Below are 21,141 nucleotides of genomic sequence, written 5' to 3'. Positions count from 1 at the left end.
GCCGTGTGGCCGTGTGGCCGCGGACCCGCGCTCAGCCGACGCGCTTGGCGATGAAGTATGCCGCCAGGTTGCCGAGGCCGGTGGCGCCCAGCAGCACGGCGAACGCGCCGGGCGTGGCTTCGCGCCAGCCCATCGCCTCGATGACCGCGAAGCCGATGGCCAGCAGCACCAGCACCGTGCCCCAGCGCAGCGAGGCCTGGCGGCGGCGCGCCTCCTCGCCTTCGAGGATCGAGCGCGCCATGGCTTCCGAGCCGTTGCTGGCGACCATCTCCCGCCGCGTGCGGGCGTCGACGACGGCCTTGATCGACAGGTAGATGCAGGCGAAGAGCACGATCGGGATGAAGACTTCAAAGTTCATGGCAGGGTCCCTGGGTTGGTGATGCCGCGCGGATCGGCGGCTTGCTGGAGTGGATACGGGGGCCGCGCCGCCGGTTGCAGCTGGATCACTGCGCGAGCGCTTGCAACCGCGGGCCTGCCAGGCGTATCCCGTGCACATGGATCCCGTGTTCACCGCTGGCCGCGCCGACTTGGCGCCAGATGACGCGTGCGGCGACGACGCCGCGCGCGTCGCCGCCGTGCTCGCAGGCACGCCCGGTGCGTTCGAAGCATTGGTGCGCGACTACCAGCGGCTGGCGTGGCACGTGGTGCAGCGCATGGTGCGGCACCCGGAGGACACCCGCGAGCTGTGTCAGGAGGTGTTCCTGCGCGTGCACCGCTACCTGCCGCAGTACCGCGCGGACGCGCCGCTGAAGGCATGGATCGCGCAGGTGGCGTACTCGGTGGCCAAGCGCCACCTCGAGCGCCGCCGGATCCCGCTGGCGGAGCCGATCGATGGCGATGCCCTGGCGCCGGCCGAGCGCGTGGCGGATGCGTTCGACGTCGCCGCGGCGCACGCCGAAGCGGACGAGGCGCGCCACCTGCACGCGGCGATCGACGCGCTGCCGCCGCTGCAGCGCACCCTGCTCACCCTGTACCACCTCGAAGAGCTGCCGATCGCGGAGATCGCCACGATCACCGGACTCGCCGAGGGCACCATCAAGAGCCACCTGTTCCGTACGCGCAAAGCCCTGCGCGCGGTGCTGGAACTTCGCTTTGGAGTCGCCGCATGAACCCGCATCCCCCGATCGACGAACGCGAATGGCAGGCCCAGGAGCGTGCGATGCACCACGGCCGCGCTGCGGCGCCCCACGACGATCCGCTGGTGGCGGCGTACCGGCCGGTGGCCGCCGCGGCGCGCCACGCGTCGCCGCCGGAGCTGCCGGCGGATTTCGCGGTGCAGGTCGCTGCACTCGTCCGTGGTGAAGCGCGGGCGGTGCCCGACGGCCGCCTGGAGCGCGTGCTGCTGCGCATCCTGCTGGCGCTGATGCCCGTGGCGCTGGCTGCGGTGCTGGTGCTGTTCGGCAGGCGCTGGTGGCAGGCGTCGGTGGCCCTCCTCGGCGAGGACGCACTGCGCTGGGTGCTGGTGGCTGCGGCCTGCGCGGTCGTGTCGTGGGGCATCGACGGGCTGCGCGGCGGCAACCCCGGTCACCGCGGCAAGGGCGGCCACGCGGCCGCCTGAGCTCCGCTCAGGTCGGCGCGCTTTCCTCGTCGACGCTGAACCGGCGCGCGTAATCGCGCTCGGCTGCGGTGCCGTTCACCTCGGAGGCGGCGAGATCCGGCGCCCCGTACACGGCGTAGACGGGTGCGCCCCCGGCGCGGCCGACCAGGTGCAGCCGATACCGCGAATGCCCGCTGCCGGTGTCGGGCGGGTAGTGGGCGGGCGGCTCGCCGCCGTCGTACGCGATCTCGGTGTTGTCCACGGGGCCGCCGACAAAAAGCAGGCGCATGGTGCCTCCAGGGTGTTCGGGTCTGCAGTCATCCTCGCCGCTGCGGCGTTCAACGGCGATGAAACCGGCGCGCCCGAGCCCCTCACGTAGAATCGCCGTCCCTTCTCCCGCGAACCGACCTCCATGCCAGGCCCCAACGGCGATCCCGCGCTCGACGCGCTGCTGCTGCCCTTTGCCGAAGGCGAACTCGCCTGGCCGGCGGACGGCGCACTGTTCCTGCGCGCGCGCGCCGGCGCGGCCCTGCAGGCGCAGGACCGACCCGGACTGGTGTGCGAGCAGGGCTATCGCCCGGATGCCGCCGCACTGGCGAGCGCCGGATTCAGCGTCCGCGACCCCGCAGACGCCTCCGGCGACGCCCGCCGCTGGCCGCTGGTGCTGCTGCTGCCGCCACGCCAGCGCGATGAAGCGCGCGCGCTGTTCGCCGAGGCCTTCGCGCGGGTCGCCCCAGGTGGCACGGTGATTGCCAGCGTCGCCAACGATGCCGGTGCGAAGTCCGCCGAGGCCGATTTCGCCCGCATCGCCGGCAGCGTGGTGACGCGCAGCAAGCACAAGTGCCGCGTGTTCCATGCCCGTGCCGACGGCCAGGGCGATGCCGCGCTGGCGGCGCAATGGCGCACGCTGGACGCGCCGCGGCGCATTGCCGGCGACCGCTTCGTGAGCCGGCCCGGCGTGTTCGCCTGGGACCGCATCGATCCGGCATCGCAGCTGCTGGCGGACCACCTGCCGGCCGACCTCGTTGGCCGTGCCGCCGATTTCGGCGCGGGCTGGGGCTATCTCGCCGGCGAGCTGCTGGCGCGCAACCCGGGCATCACCGCGCTCGACGCCTTCGAAGCCGAGGCGCGCGCGCTGCAGCTGGCACGCGAGAACCTCGCGGGGTTCTCGCCACGGGTGGCGCTCGGCTTCCACTGGCATGACGTCACCGCCGGTGTCCCCGGCCAGTACGACGTGATCGTGAGCAATCCGCCGTTCCACGTGCCCGGCGGCGCCGAGCGGCCCGACATCGGCCGCGCCTTCATCGCCAGCGCCGCGCAGGCGCTGAAGCCGGGCGGCCGGTTGTGGCTGGTGGCCAACCGCCACCTTCCTTATGAGGAGGCCTTGGGAGCCGGCTTCGGCACCGTGCGCCTGGTCGCGCAGCACGATGGCTTCAAGGTGGTGGAAGCGGTGAAGTCCCTGCCCAAGCCTCCCGCGCGCCCGGTGCGCCCCGAGCGCGAGGCGCGCTGGCGGTGAAGCTGGTACGCATGCTGGCCAACCTCGGCCACGGCAGCCGCAAGGAGGTCGCCGCGATGTTCCGCGAGGGCCGCGTCACCGACGCCGCGGGCGAGGTGCTGTACGCCGATGACCAGCCGGAGCGCGACGACGTGCGCGTGGACGGCGAGCCGCTCGATCCGGCGCCCGGCATGCTGCTGATGCTGCACAAGCCGACCGGACATACCTGTTCCGCCAAGGATCGCGGGCGCCTGGTGTACGACCTGCTGCCGCCGCGGTTCGCGCTGCGCTCGCCCACGCTGTCCACCGTCGGCCGCCTTGACCGCGAGACCAGCGGGCTGCTGCTGATGACCGACGACGGCCAGCTGCTGCACCGGATCATCTCGCCCAAGGCCGGGCTGCCCAAGGTCTACGAGGCCACGCTCGCCGAGCCGCTGCGTGGCAACGAGGCGGCGATCTTCGCCAGCGGCACGCTGATGCTCGAATCCGAGAAGACCCCGCTGCTGCCCGCCGGATTCGAGGTGCTCGCGCCGGACCGCGCGCGGCTGACCCTGCACGAGGGCCGCTACCACCAGGTGCGGCGCATGTTCGCCGCGGTCGGCAACCACGTGGTCGCGCTGCACCGGCCGCAGGTGGGCGGGCTGACGCTCGGCGACCTGCCCGAAGGCGCGTGGCGGCTGCTGGACGACGGCGACCGAGCGCAGCTGTACGCGATGGGTGGCGCCGGCACGACGCCCGCGCCGTAATCAGTCGAGCAGCTTGCGCCAGCCGGCGTGGCCGAGCTCTTCCAACGTGCGGACGTTGCGCTCGATGATCGCGTCCGGATCCGGGAATGCGTCCACCGCGCGCGACACGCTGTCCTCGCGCAGCAGGTGCAGGGTCGGCCACGGCGAGCGGTTGGTGAAGTTGGCGATGTCGTCCGGCGCACTGCCGGCGAACTGGTATTGCGGGTGGAAGCTCGCGACCTGCAGCACGCCTTCCAGGTCGAGTTCGCCGACCAGCGCGTCGGCGTGTTCCAGGAAGTCGTTGTAGTCGAGGAAATCCGCGAGCACGTGCGGATGCACGATCAGCGTGGTGTCGGTGGCCTCGGCCGGCGTGTCGCGCAGGTGCAGCAGCTCCGCGCCCAGCGTTTCCAGCAGGCTCGCGGCGTCGCGCGCCTCGCTCAGCACCATCCGCACCTGGCCCTTGGCCACCACCGCCTTGGCGAAGGGGCAGAGATTCAGGCCGATGACCGCGCGCTCAAGCCAGCGCGAGGTGTCGCCGAGGTAGTCGGGCGCGTCGGGCGCGTCCGGCGCCGCTCCGGTGCCGGTGGACTCAGTCACGGAAGTTGTCGAACTGGATCGGCTGCTCGAATTCCTTGCTGCGCAGCAGCGCCATGGCCGCCTGCAGGTCGTCGCGCTTCTTGCCGGTCACGCGCAGCTTGTCGCCGTTGATCTGGGTCTCGACCTTGAGCTTGGCGGCCTTGATCTCGTTGCCGATCTTCTTCGCCATCTCGCGCTCGATGCCCTGCTTGACGGTGATCTTCTGGCGCGCGCCGGCGAGGTTGGTGTCGACGTCGCCGAACTCGAGGCAGCGGGTGTCGATCTTTCGCGCCGCCAGGCGGGCACGCAGGATGTCGGTCATCTGCTGCAGCTGGAACTCGCTGGGCGCGGACTGCGAGATCACGTTGTCCTCGCGCGTGAACGTCGCCTCCACGCCCTTGAAATCGAAGCGCGTGTCGAGTTCGCGGTTGGCCTGGTCCACGGCGTTGGTCAGCTCGTGGGTGTCGACTTCGGAGACGATATCGAAGGAGGGCATGGCGTTTTTCTGGCGGGTTCCGGGGGCCGACAGGGTACCGCACCGCGCACGCCGGCCCGCCGCGCGGCATCATGGCGGCCTCCCCCCGCAGACCAGGTGCCCCCCATGCACAAGACCGCCGCCTATGCCGCCACGTCGGCCACGTCGCCGCTCGCCCCGTGGACGCTCGAGCGCCGCGCGCCGCGCACCGGCGAGGTGCTGATCGACATCCGCTACTGCGGGGTCTGCCATTCCGACCTGCACACAGTGCGCGGCGACTGGGGCCCGATGGACTACCCGCTGGTGCCCGGCCACGAGATCGTCGGCCACGTCGCCGCGGTCGGCGAGGGCGTCAGCCGCTACAAGGTGGGCGATGCGGTTGGCGTCGGCTGCTTCGTCGATTCCTGCCGTGCCTGCGAACACTGCAAGGCCGGCGAGGAGCAGTACTGCGCCGAGGGCATGGTCGGCACCTATGCCGGGCGCGACCGCAGCACCGGCGAGCCCACGCAGGGCGGCTACTCCACGCGCATCACCGTGCACGAGGACTACGTGCTGCGCATTCCCGAGGGGCTGCCGCTGGACCGCGCGGCGCCGCTGCTGTGCGCCGGCATCACCACCTGGTCGCCGCTGAAGCATTTCGGCCTCAAGGCCGGCGACGAGCTGGCGGTGGTGGGCCTGGGCGGGCTGGGGCACATGGCGGTGAAGCTGGGCGTGGCGCTGGGCGCCAACGTGACCGTGCTCAGCACGTCGGAGGGCAAGCGCGCGGACGCGCTGGCGCTCGGCGCGCACGCGTTCGAGGTGGTCGGCAAGGATCCGGCGGCCGGGAAGAAGCTCGCGCGCCGCTTCCACATGATCCTCGACACAGCGTCCGCCGCGCACGACTACAACCTCTACCTCGGCATGTTGAAGGTCGACGGCACCATGGTGCTGCTGGGCATGCCGGAGCCGACGCTGGTGGGCGCGGGTTCGCTGGTGATGGCGCGCCGGCGCCTGGCGGGATCGCTGATCGGCGGCATCCGCGAGACCCAGGAGATGCTGGATTTCTGCGCGGCCAACGGCGTGGTGTCGGACATCGAGCTGATCGACATCGCCGACATCAACGACGCCTACGAACGCATGCTGCGCAGCGACGTGCGCTATCGCTTCGTGATCGACGCCGCCAGCTTCGGCGCAGCCTGAGCCGCGGGTGGAGATCGCGCCCGACGCCATCGCGGCCGCGGCTGCCGCCGGGGACCGCCAGCACCGCCACGCGGTGATCGCGATGCTGTTCGCGGTACTGGTGCTGTGCGCGATGGACGCGTGCATGAAGCAGCTCGCCGGCCACTATCCGCCGATGCAGGTGGCGGCGCTGCGCGGCATGGTCGGCCTGCCGCTGGTGCTGGCCTGGGCGGCGGCGAGCATCGGCCTGCCGGCGCTGCTGCGCGTGCACTGGCCGCTGCACCTGCTGCGTGGCGTGCTGGGCGTGGTGTTCCTGTCGTGCTTTGTGGCCGGGCTGCGCGACCTGCCGATGTCGACCGCGTACGCGATCAGCTTCGTCGGCCCGCTGCTGGTGACGGCGATGGCGGTGCCGCTGCTGCGCGAGCACGTCGGGCCGCGGCGCTGGACGGCGATCGCCGTGGGCATGCTGGGCGTGCTGGTGGTGCTGCGCCCGGGCGGCGAGGGGGTGATGACGCGCGCCGGCCTGCTGGTGCTGGGGGCGACCGTCTGCTACGCGGCTTCGGTGGTCACGGTGCGCATGCTGGCGCAGCGCGACAGCGCCCAGGCGCTGGTGTTCTGGTTCCTGGCGATGGTCGCGATCGGCGCCGGGCTGCTGGCCTGGCCGCAATGGGTGCCGCTGCGCGCGGTGGACGGCTGGCTGCTCGGCGGCGTGGCGCTGTTCGGCACGCTCGGCCAGGTGGCCTTGACCCACGCCTTCCGGCTCGGCGAGGCGTCGCTGGTGGCGCCGCTCGAGTACACCGCGCTGGTCTGGGTGGTGCTGCTGGACGTGGTGCTGTGGCAGGTGCTGCCGGATGCCATGACCTGGCTCGGCGCCGCGATCATCGTGGTCAGCGGCCTGTACCTGATGCGGCGCGAGCGCGTGGTGCGCGGCGTCGCTCCACCGGTCCCGCCTGGCAGCGCCTGAAACGCGGAACGGGCCCTTGCGGGCCCGCTCCGTTTACATCGGTGACCCTGCGGCCGCGGCCGGATGGATCAGAAGCGCGCGCCGATGCCGACGCCCACCATCACCGGGTCGAGCTTGGCATCGCCAGCCTTGACGCCGTTGATCTTCACGTCGGAATCGCTCTGGAAATAGCGTGCGTCGGCACGCGCGAACCAGGTCGGGCTGATGTTGACGTCCATGCCGACCGTCGCGACCGCGCCTTCGGCGGTTTCCACGCCAACGCGGTCACCGGCCGGGGTGGCCGACTCCTTGTTGTAGTTGGTCTGGTGGTAACCCAGGCCGACGAACGGGCGCACCGTGCTTTCCACGGTGCCGAACCGGTACTGGCCGCTCAGCGAATAGGGCTGGGCGTCGACGCTGCCGACCTTCTGGCCGCCGGAGGTCACGCGCTGGCCGTAACCGTCGGCACCCCAGGCTTCGACGCCGATGTTGTCGGTGGCGTGCCAGGTGACGCCCAGTGTCGGCGTGCCTTCACCGGCAAACTCGGTGCGCGCGCCGGCGATTTCGGGGTTGCGGGTGGGTTCGACCATGGAATAGCCGCCCACGACCGACACATGCTTGCCGGCGCCGTCCGCGGCGAAGGCCGCCGGCACGATGGCGAGCGCCAGGGCGGCGGGAATGGCCAGCTTGGTAACGCGGGAAATATTCTGCTTGGGGGACATTGGGGGAGGTCTCCTCTTTAAGGACATGTATGCCCCGGGGAGTGGGGCGCAGCCACGGTAGCGACGCGTCGATGAATCGCGCTTGTCGACGCGGCCGGCGGAAGGGAACTTCCACACATCGGATTCAGGCCCTGCACCGGGCGGCGACCAACGTGAACGGGATGACCTTGGTCACGGCGGCGAATGGCAGGTATCGGCGAGGCACCCGATTCGCTAGATTCATGGCCCCGAACCCCGCGTCCAGGCCCACATGCGCAAGATCGCCATCGCCGCTTCCCTGCTGTTGGCCTGCGGCAGCGTCGCCGCCGCCGATGTCTCCGTCGACTGCGATATCGACAGCGACTACGACTTCCACCTGAGCGAGAAGAGCGTGATCCTGCTCGACAGGGGCGCGTCGCCGCATACCGTGCTGGTGCGCAAGGGGCGCTTGTTCATCGACGACCGCTGGGTGCAGGTGTCCGCGGCCGATGCGCGACGCCTGGTGGACTACGAGCGCGAGGCGCGTGCGGCCATGCCGCTGGCCGCCTCCGTCGCGCGCCAGGCCGCCGGCATCGCCTTCGAGGTACTGGGCGAGGTGGCGGCCGGCTTCGGCAGCGATCCGGATGCGGCGCGGCAGAAGTTCGCCGGCGTGCGCAGGGAGCTCGATGCCGCGCTCGCCGCGTCGGTGACCCCGAGCCGCTTCAACCGCGAGCAGCTCAATGACGCCATAGGCGCGGCCGTCGCCCAGGCGGTGCCGGCGCTGGTCGGCGACATCGTCGGCGGCGCGCTGCGCGCCGCGTTCAGCGGCGACGCCAGCCGCCTGCAGCGCCTGGAATCCCTGGATGCCGAGATCGAGGCGCTGGTGGAGCCGCGCGCACGCGCGCTCGAGGCCGATGCGCAGGCGTTGTGCCGGCGCATGGAAGCCCTGGATGCGATCGACGACGCGCTCGAGTTCCGCCTGCCGGACGGGCGCGCGCTGGATCTGCACCGGGTGGACACCGGGAGCCGCGCGGCTGGCGGTTGACGCCCGAACGGCCTGGCGAGGTTGGCGCATTCCGGCAGCGGGGCCACAATAGCCCCTCCCCAGATCGTGGAGTGCCGGATGGCCAGTCCCCAGGAAGCGCGCGTGCCGGATATCGGCGGTTATGACGACGTGCCGGTCATCGAGGTGCTCGTCGCCGTGGGCGATACGGTCGCCAAGGACCAGGGCCTGGTCACGCTGGAATCGGACAAGGCCACGATGGAAGTGCCGGCGCCGTTCGCCGGCGTGGTGCGGGAGCTCAGGGTCAAGCTGGGCGACACCATCTCCGAGGGCGGGGTGGTGGCGCTGATCGAGCCGAGCGAAGCGGAGGCGAAGGCTGACGACGCACCGCAAGTCACGAAGAGCGCCGACGCCACCGCCGACAGCGGACGCGCCCAGCCAGCCGCGGCCGCCAGCGCCACGGCCGCGGTGGAAACCGGCGACCAGGTCGCGCCCGTGGCGGTAGCGGCCAAGCCCGACAACATCGCCCAGGCGTCGATTGACAGCCAGGCCGCGAAGACGCCGTCGGTCAGCGGCCAGCCGGCGGTGCGTTTCGAAGGCGACGCGCTGATTCCCGGCAAGCTCCCGTACGCCAGCCCGGCCGTGCGCCTGTTCGCACGCGAGCTCGGCGTCGACCTGTCGCAGGTCAGCGGCACCGCGCGCGGCGGACGCATCGTGCGCGAGGACGTGCAGCAGTTCGTCAAGTCCGCGCTGCAGCGGGGTCCCGCGGCGGGCGGCGGGCTGGACCTGCTGCCGTGGCCGAAGGTCGACTTCAGCAAGTTCGGCGAGATCGAAGTGCAGCCGCTGTCGAAGATCAAGAAGATCTCCGGCGCCAACCTCGCGCGCAACTGGGCGATGATCCCGCACGTCACCCAGCACGACGATGCCGACGTCACCGAGCTCGAGGCGCTGCGCGTCGCGCTCAACAAGGAAAACGAGAAGTCCGGCGCCAAGCTGACCATGCTTGCCTTCATCATGAAGGCCGCCGTGGCTGCGCTGAAGAAGTACCCCGAGTTCAACGCTTCGCTGGATGCGTCGGGCGAGAACCTCACGCTCAAGAAGTATTTCCACGTCGGCTTTGCGGCCGACACGCCGAACGGCCTGGTGGTCCCGGTGGTCCGCGACTGCGACCGCAAGGGCCTGCTCGAGATCGCCGCCGAAACCGGTGAACTGGCGAAGAAGGCGCGCGACGGCAAGCTCGGTCCCGCGCAGATGAGCGGCGGTTGCTTCTCGATCAGCTCGCTCGGCGGGATCGGCGGCACGTCGTTCACGCCGATCGTCAACGCGCCGGAAGTCGCCATCCTTGGCGTTTCGAAGTCGGCGATGAAGCCGGTCTGGGACGGCCAGGCGTTCCAGCCGCGCCTGGTGCTGCCGCTGTCGCTGTCCTATGACCACCGCGTCATCGACGGCGCCGCCGCCGCGCGCTTCACCGCGTACCTGGCGCAGGTGCTCGGCGACATGCGCCGGGTGCTGCTGTGAGCGCCGTGCCAGGCCGGGTCGAGGTCAAGGTCCCCGACATCGGCGGCTACGACGACGTGCCGGTGATCGAGGTGCTGGTCGCGGTCGGCGACACGGTTGCCCTGGACCAGGGCCTGGTCACGCTCGAATCCGACAAGGCGACGATGGAAGTGCCGTCGTCGGCGGCGGGCGTGGTGCGCGAGCTGAAGGTCAAGGTCGGCGACACGATTTCCGAAGGCGGTGTGGTGGCGATCATCGAGGCCGCGGGCGAAGCGGGCGCGTCCGCGCCTCCGCCGGCTGCCGCCGCTCCCGCACCCGCGAGCACATCGTCCGGCGCCGGCGCCGGCCCCGGCAAGCCGCCGGTCACGCGTTCGCATCGCGCCCCGGCCGAGCCCGTGGCGGCGCAGGCCGCGGCCGCCAGCGGCCGCACGGCCGACATCGAGTGCGCGCTGGTGGTCCTCGGTGCAGGGCCCGGCGGCTACACCGCCGCGTTCCGCGCCGCCGACCTCGGGCTCGACGTGGTGCTGGTGGAGCGCTACGCACAGCTCGGCGGCGTGTGCCTCAACGTCGGCTGCATCCCGTCCAAGGCGCTGCTGCACGCCGCCGAAGTCATCGACGAGGCCGCGCACGCGGCCGACTACGGCATCAGCTTCGGCGCGCCCAGGATCGACCTGGACGGCCTGCGCGGTCACAAGGAGCGCGTGGTCGCGCAGTTCAACAAGGGCCTCGCCGGCATGGCGAAGCAGCGCAAGGTGCGCGTGGTGACCGGCAGCGGCGCATTCGTGTCGGCCAACGAACTCGAGATCACCGGCGCCGACGGCAAGGCGCAGCTGCTGCGCTTCGGCCAGTGCATCATCGCCGCCGGTTCGCAGGCGCTGAAGCTGCCGGGTTTCCCGTGGGACGACCCGCGGGTGATGGATTCCACCGACGCGCTGCAGCTGGCCGACGTGCCCAAGCGCCTGCTGGTGGTCGGCGGCGGCATCATCGGCCTGGAGATGGCCACCGTGTACCGCGCGCTGGGAAGCGAGGTCACCGTGGTCGAGCTGGCCGACCAGCTGATGCCGGGTGCCGACAAGGACCTGGTGAAGCCGCTGGCAGACCGCCTGAAGAAGCAGGGCGTGTCCATCCACCTGAAGACCAAGGTGGTCGAGGCCAAGGCCGGGAAGCAGGGCATTTCCTGCAGCTTCGAAGGCGAGAGCATTCCCGCGGGCGACCAGTTCGACCGCGTGCTCGTCGCGGTGGGCCGCAGCGCCAACGGCGGCAAGCTCGGCGCCGACAAGGCCGGGGTGAAGGTCGGCGAGCGCGGCTTCATCGATGTCGACCTGCAGATGCGCACGAACGTGCCGCACATCTTCGCCATCGGCGACCTGGTCGGGCAGCCGATGCTGGCCCACAAGGCGACGCATGAAGGCAAGCTGGCGGCTGAAGTCGCCGCCGGCGAGAAGCGCGAGTGGGTGGCGCGGGTGATCCCGTCCGTCGCCTACACCGATCCCGAAATCGCCTGGGTGGGCGTGACCGAGACCGAGGCGAAGGCCAAGGGCCTGAAGGTCGGCGTCGGCAAGTTCCCGTGGGCGGCAAGCGCGCGCGCGGTCGGCATCGGCCGCAGCGAGGGCTTCACCAAGCTGCTGTTCGACGAGCCCACCGGCCGCATCGTCGGCGGCGCGATCGTCGGCCCGCGCGCAGGAGACCTGATCTCGGAAGTCGCGCTTGCGATCGAGATGGGTGCCGAAGCCGCCGACATCGGACACACCATCCACCCGCATCCCACGCTGGGCGAGTCGGTGGCGATGGCTGCGGAGATCTTCGAAGGCACCATCACCGACCTGTACCTGCCGAAGAAGCGCTGACGCGCATGTCCCGGCGCGGTCCCGGCGTGCGCCGGGACCGCATTGCGTGACCGCCAGCGCGCGGACACGCGACGGCCGTCGCGGTTCCACCTGCCTTAGGGCCAGCCCCATCTGTTGCCATCCGCCATCGGCGCGCCCACTCGGGACGCCGGCGGCGACGCCTGCATGCGGTTCCCGCATCGGGAACGGGGGTCAACGCGCGCAAGCGCAGCCATGAGGGGTGGAAAGAATGAGCATTCGAAGCAAACGGGCACTGTCCGCGGCCACGCTGTCGGCCGGGGTGCTGTGCTGCGCCATGGTCGCCGGCAGCGCGGCTGCCCGCGACGTGCCGCGCGCGCCCGTGACCGGCGCGGACGCGCTGGCCGACGCGGCCGCGCAGCGCGAGGAAGCCGCGCTCGAAACGCGCCTGCGCCATGAGGAGACGCGCCTGCGTGCGGAACGCGCCGCCTATCCGGGGTATTTCGCGCGCGCCTATGCCGCGTATCCGGCGATCCCGCGCGGAACGCTGGAGGCGCTCGCCTTCGTGCAGAGCCGCTGGCACAACGTGCAGCCGGCGGCCGATGCCGCCATGGTCGATCACCACATGCCCGAAGCCCACGGCCTGATGGGCCTGTATGCCGGCAACGGCTTCGCCGACCAGGTGGCAGAGGCTGCGGCACTGCTCGGCGTGAGCGGCGGGCGCGTGAAGCGCGATCCCGCCACCAACGTCATGGCCGCCGCCGTGCTGCTGGACCGCGCCCTGCGCGGCCACGACGTGCGCGCGCCCGAAGCGCTGGCGCCGGTGCTGGCGGCCTATGCCGGCTTCGCACAGGCGCCCGGCAGCGGCGCGATCGACGACTACGCCCGCGCCAGCTTCGCCTTCGACGTGCTGCTGGCGATGGACCGCGGCGTCGATGAGAAGGGGATGGTGGTGCCGCAGCGCGCGATCGCCTGGGAGCGCGCGTTCCCGGCGACGCAGCTGGCGCGGTTGAACGCGCCGTTCGTGCGCCTGGACGTGGAGAACGACCGCGTCGAGACCGATGCCTTTGCGATCGATCCGGTCAGCGAACAGCTGGTGCGCAAGGATGCGGCCGCGGCGCGCGGCGACGTGGGCGCGGCGAGTACCGACTACGGCCCGGCGATCTGGGACCCCGCGCATTCGAGCAACTACAACGCCTCGCGCGCCGCCGCGGTCAGCGCCGTCACGCTGCATACCGCGCAGGGCAGCTACGCCGGCACGATCTCGTGGTTCAAGAACTCCACGTCCAGTGTCAGCGCGCACTACGTGATCCGCAGCTCCGATGGCCAGGTCACGCAGATGGTGCGCAACGCCCACACCGCCTGGCACGTGCGCAACCAGAACAGCTACACGCTGGGCATCGAGCACGAGGGCTACGTCAACAACAGTGCCTGGTACACCAGCGCGATGTACGCCGCGTCCGCGGCGCTGGTGCGCGACTTCTGCGCCAAGTACAGCGCCATCAGCTGCGCAAGCGCCTACCGCGGCGCGCCCAGCAGCGGGATCAACGTCCTGCCCACCAGCGTCAAGATCAAGGGCCACCAGCACTTCACCGGGCAGACCCATACCGATCCCGGCATCAACTGGAACTGGGCGGGGTATTACACGCGCCTGAATCCCGGCAGCGGCGGCACCACGCGGATCCTCGACAGCTTCGAGAGCAACGTCGGCCACTTCAACACCGGCCCGGCGTACTCGGGGAGCACCACGGGGATCTCGGCGGCGTCCACCGCGACCCGCGACTGCGCCACGCGCAGGAACGGCAGCTGTTCGCTGCGCGTGCTGCTCAAGGACAACACCGCGACGTCAGCCAGCTGGGCGGTCCGCCTGCTGTCGGGCTCCGGCAACCCGGGCAGCAACACCGCGATCACCCGCGCCAACGGCTCGGTCGGGTTCTGGGTGTTCTCCGCGGGCAGCGGGCTGACTGTCGGCGTCGGCGTCGATGACAGCGACGGCACCGAGCGCTCGGTGAGCCGCAGCGTGCCGGCCAACACCTGGACCTACGTGCAGTGGAGCCTGACCGACGCCGCGCAGTGGGACGCGTGGGTCGGCAACGCCAACGGCGCGATCACCGCGTCCAGCGTGCAGCTCGACGCGATCTGGCTGTACCACGCCAATACCAGCTACGACCTCAACGTCTACATCGACGACGTGCAGGTCCGTAACTGAGTCTGCTGGCAACCGTGCCTTCAATCCGAAGCCCCGGCGTCCGCCGGGGCTTCGCCGTTCCGGGGCCGGCACGGGCCGTTGGCGCCAAAAAAGCGAAGCCCCGGTAGCAGCCGGGGCTTCGGGCGGAGGTCTGCACGGATCGACGAGGAGTGCACAGGCCACGCGCAGAAGATGGACAGCGGTGCCTCGCGAAGGTTCCGCGCTTCTGGCAAGAAATTTACTGAATAGCGGCATCCGGGGCCGGGTCACGCTTCCGGAGCGGGGTGGTGGTGCTCGGGATCACCGGGGCTGGTATACTTTCGGGGCTCGATGGGGCCGTTTGTTGGCGGTCCCGCTCCACAGCCACAGGATCCCATGTGTTGACTTCCGTTGCCGAGGGCTGGCGGCTGGTACGGCGCGCACTCATCTGGCAGGTGGTTGCGGTCGCGGTGCTTGCATTGGCCTTCCTCCCGGTGGGGTCGGCCTGGAGCCTCGCGGCACTGGCCGGGGGTGGCGCCATCGCCATCGGCGGTGCGCTGTCCGGCGCGCTGGCGCTGGGCGGAGGAGTTGGGCCGGCGACCGGTGCGCTGATGCGCATGGTGCTGGGCCTGGCGGTGAAGTGGGTGGTAGTGGTCGCGGCACTGGTTCTGGCGGTAGGCGTGGCGCGTTTGCCTGCGCTCGCGGCGCTGGCCGGCGTCGTGGTCGCCCTGGTGGTACAGATGCTGGCAATGGCCGGCGTTACTCGAAACGGGAAGCATTGAACATGGCGGCTGAGTCGGATCTGACCCCCACCAGCTACATCCAGCACCACCTGCAGAACCTCACCGCGCAGGTTGGCGAGGGCGGCTTCATGACCGTCAACGTCGACACCCTGGTGAGCTCGGTGGCGATGGGCCTGCTGATCACCTTCCTGTTCTGGCTGGGTACGCGCCGGGCGACGGCGGGCGTTCCGGGCAAGTGGCAGGCGGTGGTGGAAATGATGCTGGAGTTCGTCGATCGCCAGGCGCGCGACACGTACCACGGCTCCAGCAAGCTGGTCACGCCCATCGCGATCACGCTGTTCTTCTGGATCCTGCTGATGAACATGCTGAAGTTCATCCCCGCGGACTTCTTCGCCATCCCGCTGTCGTGGGTAGGCGTGGAGTACTGGAAGCCGGTGCCCACCGCCGACGTCAACGCCACCCTCGGCATGTCGATCAGCGTGTTCTTCCTGATGCTGTTCTTCGCGCTGCGCGCGAAGGGCATCGGCGGCTTCACCAAGGAATTCCTGACGGCGCCGTTCGGCAAGTGGATGATGCCGTTCAACCTGATCCTCAACATCGTCGAATGGCTGTCGAAGCCGATTTCGCTGGCGATGCGACTGTTCGGCAACATGTTCGGCGGCGAGATCGTCTTCCTGCTGATCTGGGTGCTTGGCGGTGCCGGCATCGTCGGCCTGATCGGCGGCGCGGTGTTCGGCTTCGGCTGGATGATCTTCCACATCCTGGTCGTGCCGCTGCAGGCCTTCATCTTCATGATGCTGTCCATCGTCTACCTCAGCCTGTCCGAGGACAGCCACTGAGGCCCGCGTCGCCCTGACACGTTCCACCCTTCCAATAAACCCTCGTAAAGTCCGTTTCGGAGAACACCATGGAAATCGTCATCACCGCACTCGCCCAGGTCCAGGCCTCCACGGTCCTTGCCATCGGCATCATGATCGGCCTCGCCGCCCTCGGCGCCGGCCTCGGCCTTGCCATCATGTCCGGCAAGTTCCTCGAGTCGGCCGCGCGCCAGCCGGAACTGATCCCGGTGCTGCAGGTCCGCATGTTCATCACCGCCGGCCTGATCGACGCCGCGTTCATCATCAGCGTCGCCGTCGGCCTGCTGTTCGCCTTCGCAAGCCCGTTCCTGGGCCCGCTGCTGGCGCAGGCCGGCGCCTGATCGCGTCGACACGCCGGGCGTGGACGGGTTGACCGTCCACGCCATGGCGTGAAAGCCGGCATGCACCGCATGCCCCGACCACCAGGACAGGCATTGCCATGAACATCAATCTCACCCTGATCGCCCAGGCGCTCGCATTCGCGGCGCTCATCTGGCTGATCGCGACCTTCGTCTGGCCGCCGTTGCTCAAGGCCATCGAAGAACGCCAGCAGAAGATCGCCGAGGGCCTCGCCGCCGCGGACAACAGCCAGCGCGCGCTTGCGCAGGCCCAGGACACGGCGAACCAGGAACTCAAGGCGGCGCGTGCCAAGGCCAACGAGATCATCGACCAGGCCCACCAGCGCGCCACCCAGATCGTGGATGCCGCGCGCGTCGAGGCCCAGACCGAGTCCATCCGCCAGAAGGCGGTGTTCGAGGCCGAGATCGAGGCGTCCGCCAACCGCGCCCGCGAGGACCTGCGTCGCCAGGTGTCCGCGCTTGCGGTGACCGGTGCCGAGCGTCTGTTGAAGCGCGAGATCGACGCCGGCGTCCACAAGGCGCTGCTCGACGAACTCGCCGCGGAGATCTGAAGCCGATGAGCCAGGAGATCACCCTCGCCCGCCCCTACGCGCGTGCCGTGTTCGGCATCGCCCGCGACGCCCGCGCATTCGTGCCGTGGTCGCAGGCGTTGGCGTTCTCCGCCCGCGTCGCGGCCGATCCCCGCGTGCGCCCGCTGCTGGGCCACCCGGAGTTCGCCGACGCCGAGGCCGTCGCGCTGCTGTCGGCAGACAGCGTGCCCGACGACTTCGCCGGGTTCCTGGCGCTGCTGGCCGGCAATGGCCGGCTGGCACTGCTGCCCGAAGTCGCCGCGCTCTTTGAAGAACTGCGTGCGGACGCCGAACAGGTGGTGCGCGCCACGGTGACCTCGGCGACGGAGCTGCCGGTCGCCGAGCTCGAGGCGATCCGAGGCGCGCTCAAGCGCCGTTTCGGTCGCGACGTCGAGGTGCAGACCGCCGTCGACGCCGCGCTCATCGGCGGCGCGGTGATCAGCGCCGGCGACGTGGTCATCGACGGTTCGCTGCGCGGCAAGCTCTCCCGCCTGCAGTCGGCACTCAGCCAGTAAGCACCGGACGCGGCAGCCGCCAGCAGGCACCGCTGCGCGCCGCGCCCACCACAAAGTTCCACTTATCGCGCACCACCCAAACCGGTGCGCCCGAGGATCCCGGAAATGGCAAGCACCCAGCTCAACCCCTCTGAAATCAGCGAACTGATCAGGAGCCGCATCGAGAAGGTCAAGCTGGCCGCCGAAGCGCGCAACGAGGGCACGGTGACGTCCGTGTCCGACGGCATCGTGCGCATCTACGGCCTGGCCGACGTGATGCAGGGCGAAATGATCGAGCTGCCGAACGACACGTTCGCGCTCGCGCTCAACCTGGAGCGCGACTCGGTCGGCGCCGTGGTGCTGGGCGACTACCAGAACCTGCGCGAGGGCGACGTGGCCAAGACCACCGGCCGCATCCTCGAAGTGCCGGTGGGTCCGGAACTCCTCGGCCGCGTCGTCAACGCGCTCGGCGAGCCGATCGACGGCAAGGGCCCGATCGGCGCCGCGCAGACCGCTCCGGTGGAGCGCGTCGCCCCGGGCGTGATCTGGCGCAAGTCGGTCGACCAGCCGGTGCAGACGGGTTACAAGGCCGTCGACTCGATGATCCCGATCGGCCGTGGCCAGCGCGAGCTGATCATCGGTGACCGCCAGACCGGCAAGACCGCGCTGGCGATCGACGCGGTGATCAACCAGAAGGACACCGGCATCAAGTGCGTGTACGTGGCGATCGGGCAGAAGGCCTCGACCGTCGCCAACATCGTGCGCAAGCTCGAAGAGAACGGCGCGCTGGCGCACACCGTGGTGGTCGCCGCGACCGCGTCCGAATCGGCTGCGATGCAGTACATCAGCCCGTATTCCGGCTGCACCATGGGCGAGTACTTCATGGACCGCGGCCAGGACGCGCTGATCGTGTACGACGACCTGTCCAAGCAGGCCGTGGCGTACCGCCAGATCTCGCTGCTGCTGCGCCGCCCGCCGGGCCGCGAAGCCTACCCGGGTGACGTGTTCTACCTGCACTCCCGCCTGCTCGAGCGCGCCGCGCGCGTCTCCGAGGACTACGTGGAGAAGTTCACCAACGGCGAAGTGAAGGGCAAGACCGGTTCGCTGACCGCGCTGCCGATCATCGAGACCCAGGCCGGCGACGTGTCCGCGTTCGTGCCGACCAACGTGATCTCGATCACCGACGGCCAGATCTTCCTCGAGACCGACCTGTTCAACGCCGGCATCCGCCCGGCCGTGAACGCCGGCATCTCGGTGTCGCGCGTCGGTGGCGCCGCGCAGACCAAGATCATCAAGAAGCTGTCGGGCGGCATCCGCATCGCGCTGGCGCAGTACCGCGAGCTGGCGGCATTCGCGCAGTTCGCGTCGGATCTCGACGAGGCCACGCGCAAGCAGCTCGAGCGCGGCCAGCGCGTGACCGAACTGATGAAGCAGAAGCAGTACGAGCCGATGTCGGTGGCGCTGCAGGCGCTGTCGATCTACGCGGCCAGCGAGGGCTACATCGACGACGTGCCGGTCGCCAAGATCGGCGCCTTCGAGGAAGGCCTGCACGCGCACTTCGAGAACACCGCCGGCGAGCTGCTCGCCAAGGTGAACGCCTCGGGTGCGTGGAACGACGAGATCGAAGCCGCGTTCAAGCAGGGCATCGGCGACTTCAAGGCGACCGGCAGCTGGTAAGCCGCACGCAGGCGGACACGGGCGCGCAGGCGCCCGTGCACCGCGGCTGACGGACCAGGGCCCACGGAGAAAGAGATGGCAGGCGGCAGGGAAATCAAAACCAAGATCAAGAGCGTGCAGAACACCCGCAAGGTGACGCGCGCGCTCGAGATGGTCTCGGCATCCAAGATCCGCAAGGCCCAGGAGCGGATGAAGGCGTCGCGCCCGTACGCGCGCGCCATGAAGCAGATGATCGGCCACCTGGCGCAGGCGAACTCCGAGTTCCAGCATCCGTTCCTGGTGGAACGCGCGGACCCGAAGCGCGTCGGCTACATCATCGTGTCCTCGGACCGCGGCCTGGCCGGCGGCCTGAACAACAACATGTTCCGCAAGCTGCTCGGCGAGATCGCCGGATGGCATGCGAAGGGCGTCGAGGTCGACGTGGTCACCATCGGCCAGAAGGCCACGGTGTTCTTCCGTCGCCTCAAGGTGAAGATGCTCGCCAGCGTCAGCCACCTGGGCGACGCGCCCGAGGTGGAGCAGCTGATCGGCATCGTCAAGGTGATGCTGGACGGCTACACCGAAGGTTCGCTGGACCGCGTGTACCTGGCCTACAACGACTTCGTCAACACCATGACGCAGCGCGCCACGTTCGACCAGCTGCTGCCGCTGCCGGCGTCGGAGGAGGTCCTGGTCAAGCACGACTGGGACTACCTGTACGAACCGGACGCCGCCAGCGTGCTCGAGCACGTGCTGACGCGCTACGTGGAGTCGCTGGTCTACCAGGCGGTCATGGAAAACGTGGCCTCCGAGCACGCCGCGCGCATGGTGGCCATGAAGGCCGCCAGCGACAACGCCAACAAGCTGATCGACACCCTGAATCTGGTCTACAACAAGGCCCGCCAGGCTGCGATCACGCAGGAAATCTCCGAGATCGTCAGCGGCGCATCCGCCGTCTGAGCGGCAAGAAAAATACTTCCAGAGGAATACGGCAATGAGTCAGGGCAAGATCGTTCAGATCATCGGCGCAGTCGTCGACGTGGAATTCCCGCGCAACGAAGTGCCGAAGGTGTACGACGCACTGAAGGTCGAAGGCACCGAAATCACGCTGGAAGTGCAGCAGCAGCTCGGTGACGGCGTGGTGCGCACCATCGCGCTCGGCTCCACCGACGGCCTGAAGCGCAACCTGCTGGCCACCAACACCGGCCGCGGCATCTCGGTGCCGGTAGGCGCGGGCACGCTCGGCCGCATCATGGACGTGCTGGGCCGCCCGATCGACGAGGCCGGCCCGGTCGACGCCACCGACACCTGGGAAATCCATCGCGCGGCGCCGTCGTACGAGGAACAGTCCTCGGGCAACGAGCTGCTGGAAACCGGCATCAAGGTCATCGACCTGATGTGCCCGTTCGCCAAGGGCGGCAAGGTCGGCCTGTTCGGCGGCGCCGGCGTCGGCAAGACCGTCAACATGATGGAACTCATCAACAACATCGCCAAGGCGCACGCGGGCCTGTCCGTGTTCGCCGGCGTGGGCGAGCGTACCCGCGAGGGCAACGACTTCTACCACGAGATGAAGGACTCCAACGTCCTCGACAAGGTGGCGATGGTGTACGGCCAGATGAACGAGCCGCCGGGCAACCGCCTGCGCGTCGCGCTGACCGGCCTGACCATGGCCGAGTACTTCCGCGACGAGAAGGACGCGTCGGGCAAGGGCAAGGACGTGCTGCTGTTCGTCGACAACATCTACCGCTACACCCTGGCCGGTACCGAAGTGTCGGCGCTGCTCGGCCGCATGCCGTCGGCGGTGGGTTACCAGCCCACGCTGGCCCAGGAGATGGGCGTGCTGCAGGAGCGCATCACCTCGACGCGCTCGGGCTCCATCACCTCCATCCAGGCCGTGTACGTGCCCGCGGACGACCTGACCGACCCGTCGCCGGCGACCACCTTCGCCCACCTCGACGCGACCGTCGTGCTGAGCCGCAACATCGCCTCGCTGGGCATCTACCCGGCGGTCGATCCGCTCGACTCCACCAGCCGCCAGCTCGATCCCAACGTGATCGGCAACGAGCACTACGACACCGCGCGCCGCGTGCAGTCCACGCTCCAGAAGTACAAGGAGCTGAAGGACATCATCGCCATCCTCGGCATGGACGAGCTGTCGGAAGAAGACAAGCAGGCCGTGTCGCGCGCGCGCAAGATCGAGCGCTTCTTCTCGCAGCCGTTCCACGTGGCCGAAGTGTTCACCGGCTCGCCGGGCAAGTACGTGCCGCTGAAGGAAACCATCCGCGGCTTCAAGGGCATCGTGGACGGCGAGTACGACCACCTGCCGGAGCAGGCCTTCTACATGGTCGGCGGCATCGACGAAGCGGTCGAGAAGGCCGCGAAGATGGCCGAAAAGGCCTGAG

23 protein-coding genes are annotated in these 21,141 nt (G+C 69.8%); 18 read left to right on the top strand and 5 right to left on the bottom strand.

All coding sequences use genetic code 11. From position 1 onward, the window contains the following. Nucleotides 1–31: 31 nt before the first annotated feature. The gene (locus JHB91_RS08440) at nucleotides 32–358 is read right to left on the bottom strand and encodes a DUF6249 domain-containing protein (protein ID WP_199374793.1); all 327 of its coding nucleotides are present in this window, start codon (nucleotides 356–358) and stop codon (nucleotides 32–34) included. 136 nt (nucleotides 359–494) lie between these two features. Here JHB91_RS08440 and JHB91_RS08435 point away from each other — a divergent pair, with 136 nt between their 5' ends. Continuing rightward, nucleotides 495–1,109 (top strand): sigma-70 family RNA polymerase sigma factor, encoded by a 615-nt coding sequence (locus JHB91_RS08435; protein WP_199472701.1) that lies wholly within the window; start codon nucleotides 495–497, stop codon nucleotides 1,107–1,109. After that, complete coding sequence (locus JHB91_RS08430) at nucleotides 1,106–1,558, top strand: hypothetical protein (RefSeq protein WP_199472392.1); 453 nt, start codon at nucleotides 1,106–1,108, stop codon at nucleotides 1,556–1,558. The genes JHB91_RS08435 and JHB91_RS08430 overlap by 4 nt, the downstream gene beginning before the upstream one ends. Before the next feature lie 7 nt (nucleotides 1,559–1,565). Here the strand turns inward: JHB91_RS08430 and JHB91_RS08425 are convergent, their stop codons facing one another. Next, the gene (locus tag JHB91_RS08425; RefSeq protein ID WP_199374796.1) at nucleotides 1,566–1,826 is read right to left on the bottom strand and encodes a hypothetical protein; all 261 of its coding nucleotides are present in this window, start codon (nucleotides 1,824–1,826) and stop codon (nucleotides 1,566–1,568) included. Nucleotides 1,827–1,949: 123 nt separating this feature from the next. On the opposite strand from JHB91_RS08425, the gene JHB91_RS08420 reads away from it, so the two are divergent. Both JHB91_RS08420 and JHB91_RS08415 read left to right on the top strand, forming a co-directional pair. After that, complete coding sequence (locus JHB91_RS08420; RefSeq protein ID WP_199472391.1) at nucleotides 1,950–3,053, top strand: class I SAM-dependent methyltransferase; 1,104 nt, start codon at nucleotides 1,950–1,952, stop codon at nucleotides 3,051–3,053. Further along, nucleotides 3,050–3,778, top strand: coding sequence for a pseudouridine synthase (locus JHB91_RS08415; RefSeq protein ID WP_199472390.1), 729 nt, complete (start codon nucleotides 3,050–3,052; stop codon nucleotides 3,776–3,778). The genes JHB91_RS08420 and JHB91_RS08415 overlap by 4 nt, the downstream gene beginning before the upstream one ends. Here the strand turns inward: JHB91_RS08415 and JHB91_RS08410 are convergent, their stop codons facing one another. Next, complete coding sequence (locus tag JHB91_RS08410) at nucleotides 3,779–4,354, bottom strand: DUF1415 domain-containing protein (RefSeq protein ID WP_199472389.1); 576 nt, start codon at nucleotides 4,352–4,354, stop codon at nucleotides 3,779–3,781. After that, complete coding sequence (locus JHB91_RS08405) at nucleotides 4,347–4,829, bottom strand: YajQ family cyclic di-GMP-binding protein (RefSeq protein WP_199374800.1); 483 nt, start codon at nucleotides 4,827–4,829, stop codon at nucleotides 4,347–4,349. Before JHB91_RS08405 ends, JHB91_RS08410 begins: the two co-directional genes overlap by 8 nt. Nucleotides 4,830–4,934: 105 nt before the next feature. Between JHB91_RS08405 and JHB91_RS08400 the strand changes: the two genes are divergently transcribed. Both JHB91_RS08400 and JHB91_RS08395 read left to right on the top strand, forming a co-directional pair. Continuing rightward, a complete protein-coding gene (locus JHB91_RS08400; RefSeq protein WP_199472388.1) occupies nucleotides 4,935–5,987 on the top strand; it encodes an NAD(P)-dependent alcohol dehydrogenase in 1,053 nt (350 codons plus the stop codon). Nucleotides 5,988–6,069: 82 nt separating this feature from the next. Further along, nucleotides 6,070–6,930, top strand: coding sequence for a DMT family transporter (locus JHB91_RS08395; RefSeq protein ID WP_199375143.1), 861 nt, complete (start codon nucleotides 6,070–6,072; stop codon nucleotides 6,928–6,930). A 68-nt stretch (nucleotides 6,931–6,998) separates the two neighbouring features. On the opposite strand, the gene JHB91_RS08390 is transcribed toward JHB91_RS08395, so the two are convergent. Continuing rightward, a complete protein-coding gene (locus tag JHB91_RS08390; RefSeq protein ID WP_199472387.1) occupies nucleotides 6,999–7,631 on the bottom strand; it encodes an OmpW family outer membrane protein in 633 nt (210 codons plus the stop codon). A 250-nt stretch (nucleotides 7,632–7,881) separates the two neighbouring features. Between JHB91_RS08390 and JHB91_RS08385 the strand changes: the two genes are divergently transcribed. The 12 genes from JHB91_RS08385 (at nucleotide 7,882) to atpD (ending at nucleotide 21,140) form a co-directional block, all read left to right on the top strand. Next, nucleotides 7,882–8,634, top strand: coding sequence for a DUF2884 family protein (locus JHB91_RS08385; RefSeq protein WP_199472386.1), 753 nt, complete (start codon nucleotides 7,882–7,884; stop codon nucleotides 8,632–8,634). A 78-nt stretch (nucleotides 8,635–8,712) separates the two neighbouring features. After that, complete coding sequence (locus JHB91_RS08380; RefSeq protein WP_199472385.1) at nucleotides 8,713–10,110, top strand: dihydrolipoyllysine-residue acetyltransferase; 1,398 nt, start codon at nucleotides 8,713–8,715, stop codon at nucleotides 10,108–10,110. Beyond that, a complete protein-coding gene (gene lpdA / locus JHB91_RS08375) occupies nucleotides 10,107–11,936 on the top strand; it encodes a dihydrolipoyl dehydrogenase (RefSeq protein ID WP_343225073.1) in 1,830 nt (609 codons plus the stop codon). The genes JHB91_RS08380 and lpdA overlap by 4 nt, the downstream gene beginning before the upstream one ends. 229 nt (nucleotides 11,937–12,165) lie before the next feature. Further along, nucleotides 12,166–14,103, top strand: a complete 1,938-nt coding sequence (locus JHB91_RS08370; RefSeq protein WP_199472384.1) for a peptidoglycan recognition family protein — start codon at nucleotides 12,166–12,168, stop codon at nucleotides 14,101–14,103. 356 nt (nucleotides 14,104–14,459) lie between these two features. Then, nucleotides 14,460–14,843, top strand: a complete 384-nt coding sequence (locus tag JHB91_RS08365; protein ID WP_199472383.1) for a hypothetical protein — start codon at nucleotides 14,460–14,462, stop codon at nucleotides 14,841–14,843. A gap of 2 nt (nucleotides 14,844–14,845) precedes the next feature. Beyond that, on the top strand, nucleotides 14,846–15,643 hold the full coding sequence (gene atpB / locus JHB91_RS08360) for a F0F1 ATP synthase subunit A (protein WP_199374807.1): 798 nt from the start codon (nucleotides 14,846–14,848) through the stop codon (nucleotides 15,641–15,643). Nucleotides 15,644–15,711: 68 nt separating this feature from the next. Next, nucleotides 15,712–16,002 carry a F0F1 ATP synthase subunit C gene (gene atpE / locus JHB91_RS08355; protein ID WP_199374808.1) on the top strand — a complete coding sequence of 97 codons (291 nt, stop codon included), beginning with the start codon at nucleotides 15,712–15,714 and terminating at the stop codon, nucleotides 16,000–16,002. Between the two features lie 98 nt (nucleotides 16,003–16,100). After that, a complete protein-coding gene (locus JHB91_RS08350) occupies nucleotides 16,101–16,571 on the top strand; it encodes a F0F1 ATP synthase subunit B (RefSeq protein WP_182823120.1) in 471 nt (156 codons plus the stop codon). Between the two features lie 5 nt (nucleotides 16,572–16,576). Next, on the top strand, nucleotides 16,577–17,104 hold the full coding sequence (locus JHB91_RS08345; RefSeq protein ID WP_199472382.1) for a F0F1 ATP synthase subunit delta: 528 nt from the start codon (nucleotides 16,577–16,579) through the stop codon (nucleotides 17,102–17,104). Nucleotides 17,105–17,209: 105 nt separating this feature from the next. Then, nucleotides 17,210–18,760, top strand: a complete 1,551-nt coding sequence (atpA, locus tag JHB91_RS08340; RefSeq protein WP_182823115.1) for a F0F1 ATP synthase subunit alpha — start codon at nucleotides 17,210–17,212, stop codon at nucleotides 18,758–18,760. A 75-nt stretch (nucleotides 18,761–18,835) separates the two neighbouring features. Further along, nucleotides 18,836–19,699: a F0F1 ATP synthase subunit gamma gene (gene atpG / locus JHB91_RS08335; protein WP_199374811.1), complete on the top strand. Its 864-nt coding sequence runs from the start codon at nucleotides 18,836–18,838 to the stop codon at nucleotides 19,697–19,699. 34 nt (nucleotides 19,700–19,733) lie between these two features. After that, nucleotides 19,734–21,140 (top strand): F0F1 ATP synthase subunit beta, encoded by a 1,407-nt coding sequence (gene atpD, locus JHB91_RS08330; protein WP_199374812.1) that lies wholly within the window; start codon nucleotides 19,734–19,736, stop codon nucleotides 21,138–21,140. Nucleotide 21,141 lies beyond the last annotated feature (1 nt).

Source organism: Luteimonas sp. MC1828 (assembly GCF_016461615.1).
Taxonomy (GTDB): Bacteria; Pseudomonadota; Gammaproteobacteria; order Xanthomonadales; family Xanthomonadaceae; genus Luteimonas.
The sequence above is the reverse complement of the archived record's forward strand: the minus strand, read 5'-3'. Positions and strand labels throughout refer to the sequence as shown.

Bases quoted from the DNA above. Each gene is read 5' to 3' on its own strand.
- JHB91_RS08440 (WP_199374793.1), bottom strand. From the start codon at position 358: ATGAACTTTGAAGTCTTCATCCCGATCGTGCTCTTCGCCTGCATCTAC.
- JHB91_RS08435 (WP_199472701.1), top strand. From the start codon at position 495: ATGGATCCCGTGTTCACCGCTGGCCGCGCCGACTTGGCGCCAGATGAC.
- JHB91_RS08430 (WP_199472392.1), top strand. From the start codon at position 1,106: ATGAACCCGCATCCCCCGATCGACGAACGCGAATGGCAGGCCCAGGAG.
- JHB91_RS08425 (WP_199374796.1), bottom strand. From the start codon at position 1,826: ATGCGCCTGCTTTTTGTCGGCGGCCCCGTGGACAACACCGAGATCGCG.
- JHB91_RS08420 (WP_199472391.1), top strand. From the start codon at position 1,950: ATGCCAGGCCCCAACGGCGATCCCGCGCTCGACGCGCTGCTGCTGCCC.
- JHB91_RS08405 (WP_199374800.1), bottom strand. From the start codon at position 4,829: ATGCCCTCCTTCGATATCGTCTCCGAAGTCGACACCCACGAGCTGACC.
- JHB91_RS08400 (WP_199472388.1), top strand. From the start codon at position 4,935: ATGCACAAGACCGCCGCCTATGCCGCCACGTCGGCCACGTCGCCGCTC.
- JHB91_RS08395 (WP_199375143.1), top strand. From the start codon at position 6,070: ATGCTGTTCGCGGTACTGGTGCTGTGCGCGATGGACGCGTGCATGAAG.
- JHB91_RS08390 (WP_199472387.1), bottom strand. From the start codon at position 7,631: ATGTCCCCCAAGCAGAATATTTCCCGCGTTACCAAGCTGGCCATTCCC.
- JHB91_RS08385 (WP_199472386.1), top strand. From the start codon at position 7,882: ATGCGCAAGATCGCCATCGCCGCTTCCCTGCTGTTGGCCTGCGGCAGC.
- JHB91_RS08380 (WP_199472385.1), top strand. From the start codon at position 8,713: ATGGCCAGTCCCCAGGAAGCGCGCGTGCCGGATATCGGCGGTTATGAC.
- JHB91_RS08370 (WP_199472384.1), top strand. From the start codon at position 12,166: ATGAGCATTCGAAGCAAACGGGCACTGTCCGCGGCCACGCTGTCGGCC.
- atpB (WP_199374807.1), top strand. From the start codon at position 14,846: ATGGCGGCTGAGTCGGATCTGACCCCCACCAGCTACATCCAGCACCAC.
- atpE (WP_199374808.1), top strand. From the start codon at position 15,712: ATGGAAATCGTCATCACCGCACTCGCCCAGGTCCAGGCCTCCACGGTC.
- JHB91_RS08350 (WP_182823120.1), top strand. From the start codon at position 16,101: ATGAACATCAATCTCACCCTGATCGCCCAGGCGCTCGCATTCGCGGCG.
- JHB91_RS08345 (WP_199472382.1), top strand. From the start codon at position 16,577: ATGAGCCAGGAGATCACCCTCGCCCGCCCCTACGCGCGTGCCGTGTTC.
- atpA (WP_182823115.1), top strand. From the start codon at position 17,210: ATGGCAAGCACCCAGCTCAACCCCTCTGAAATCAGCGAACTGATCAGG.
- atpG (WP_199374811.1), top strand. From the start codon at position 18,836: ATGGCAGGCGGCAGGGAAATCAAAACCAAGATCAAGAGCGTGCAGAAC.
- atpD (WP_199374812.1), top strand. From the start codon at position 19,734: ATGAGTCAGGGCAAGATCGTTCAGATCATCGGCGCAGTCGTCGACGTG.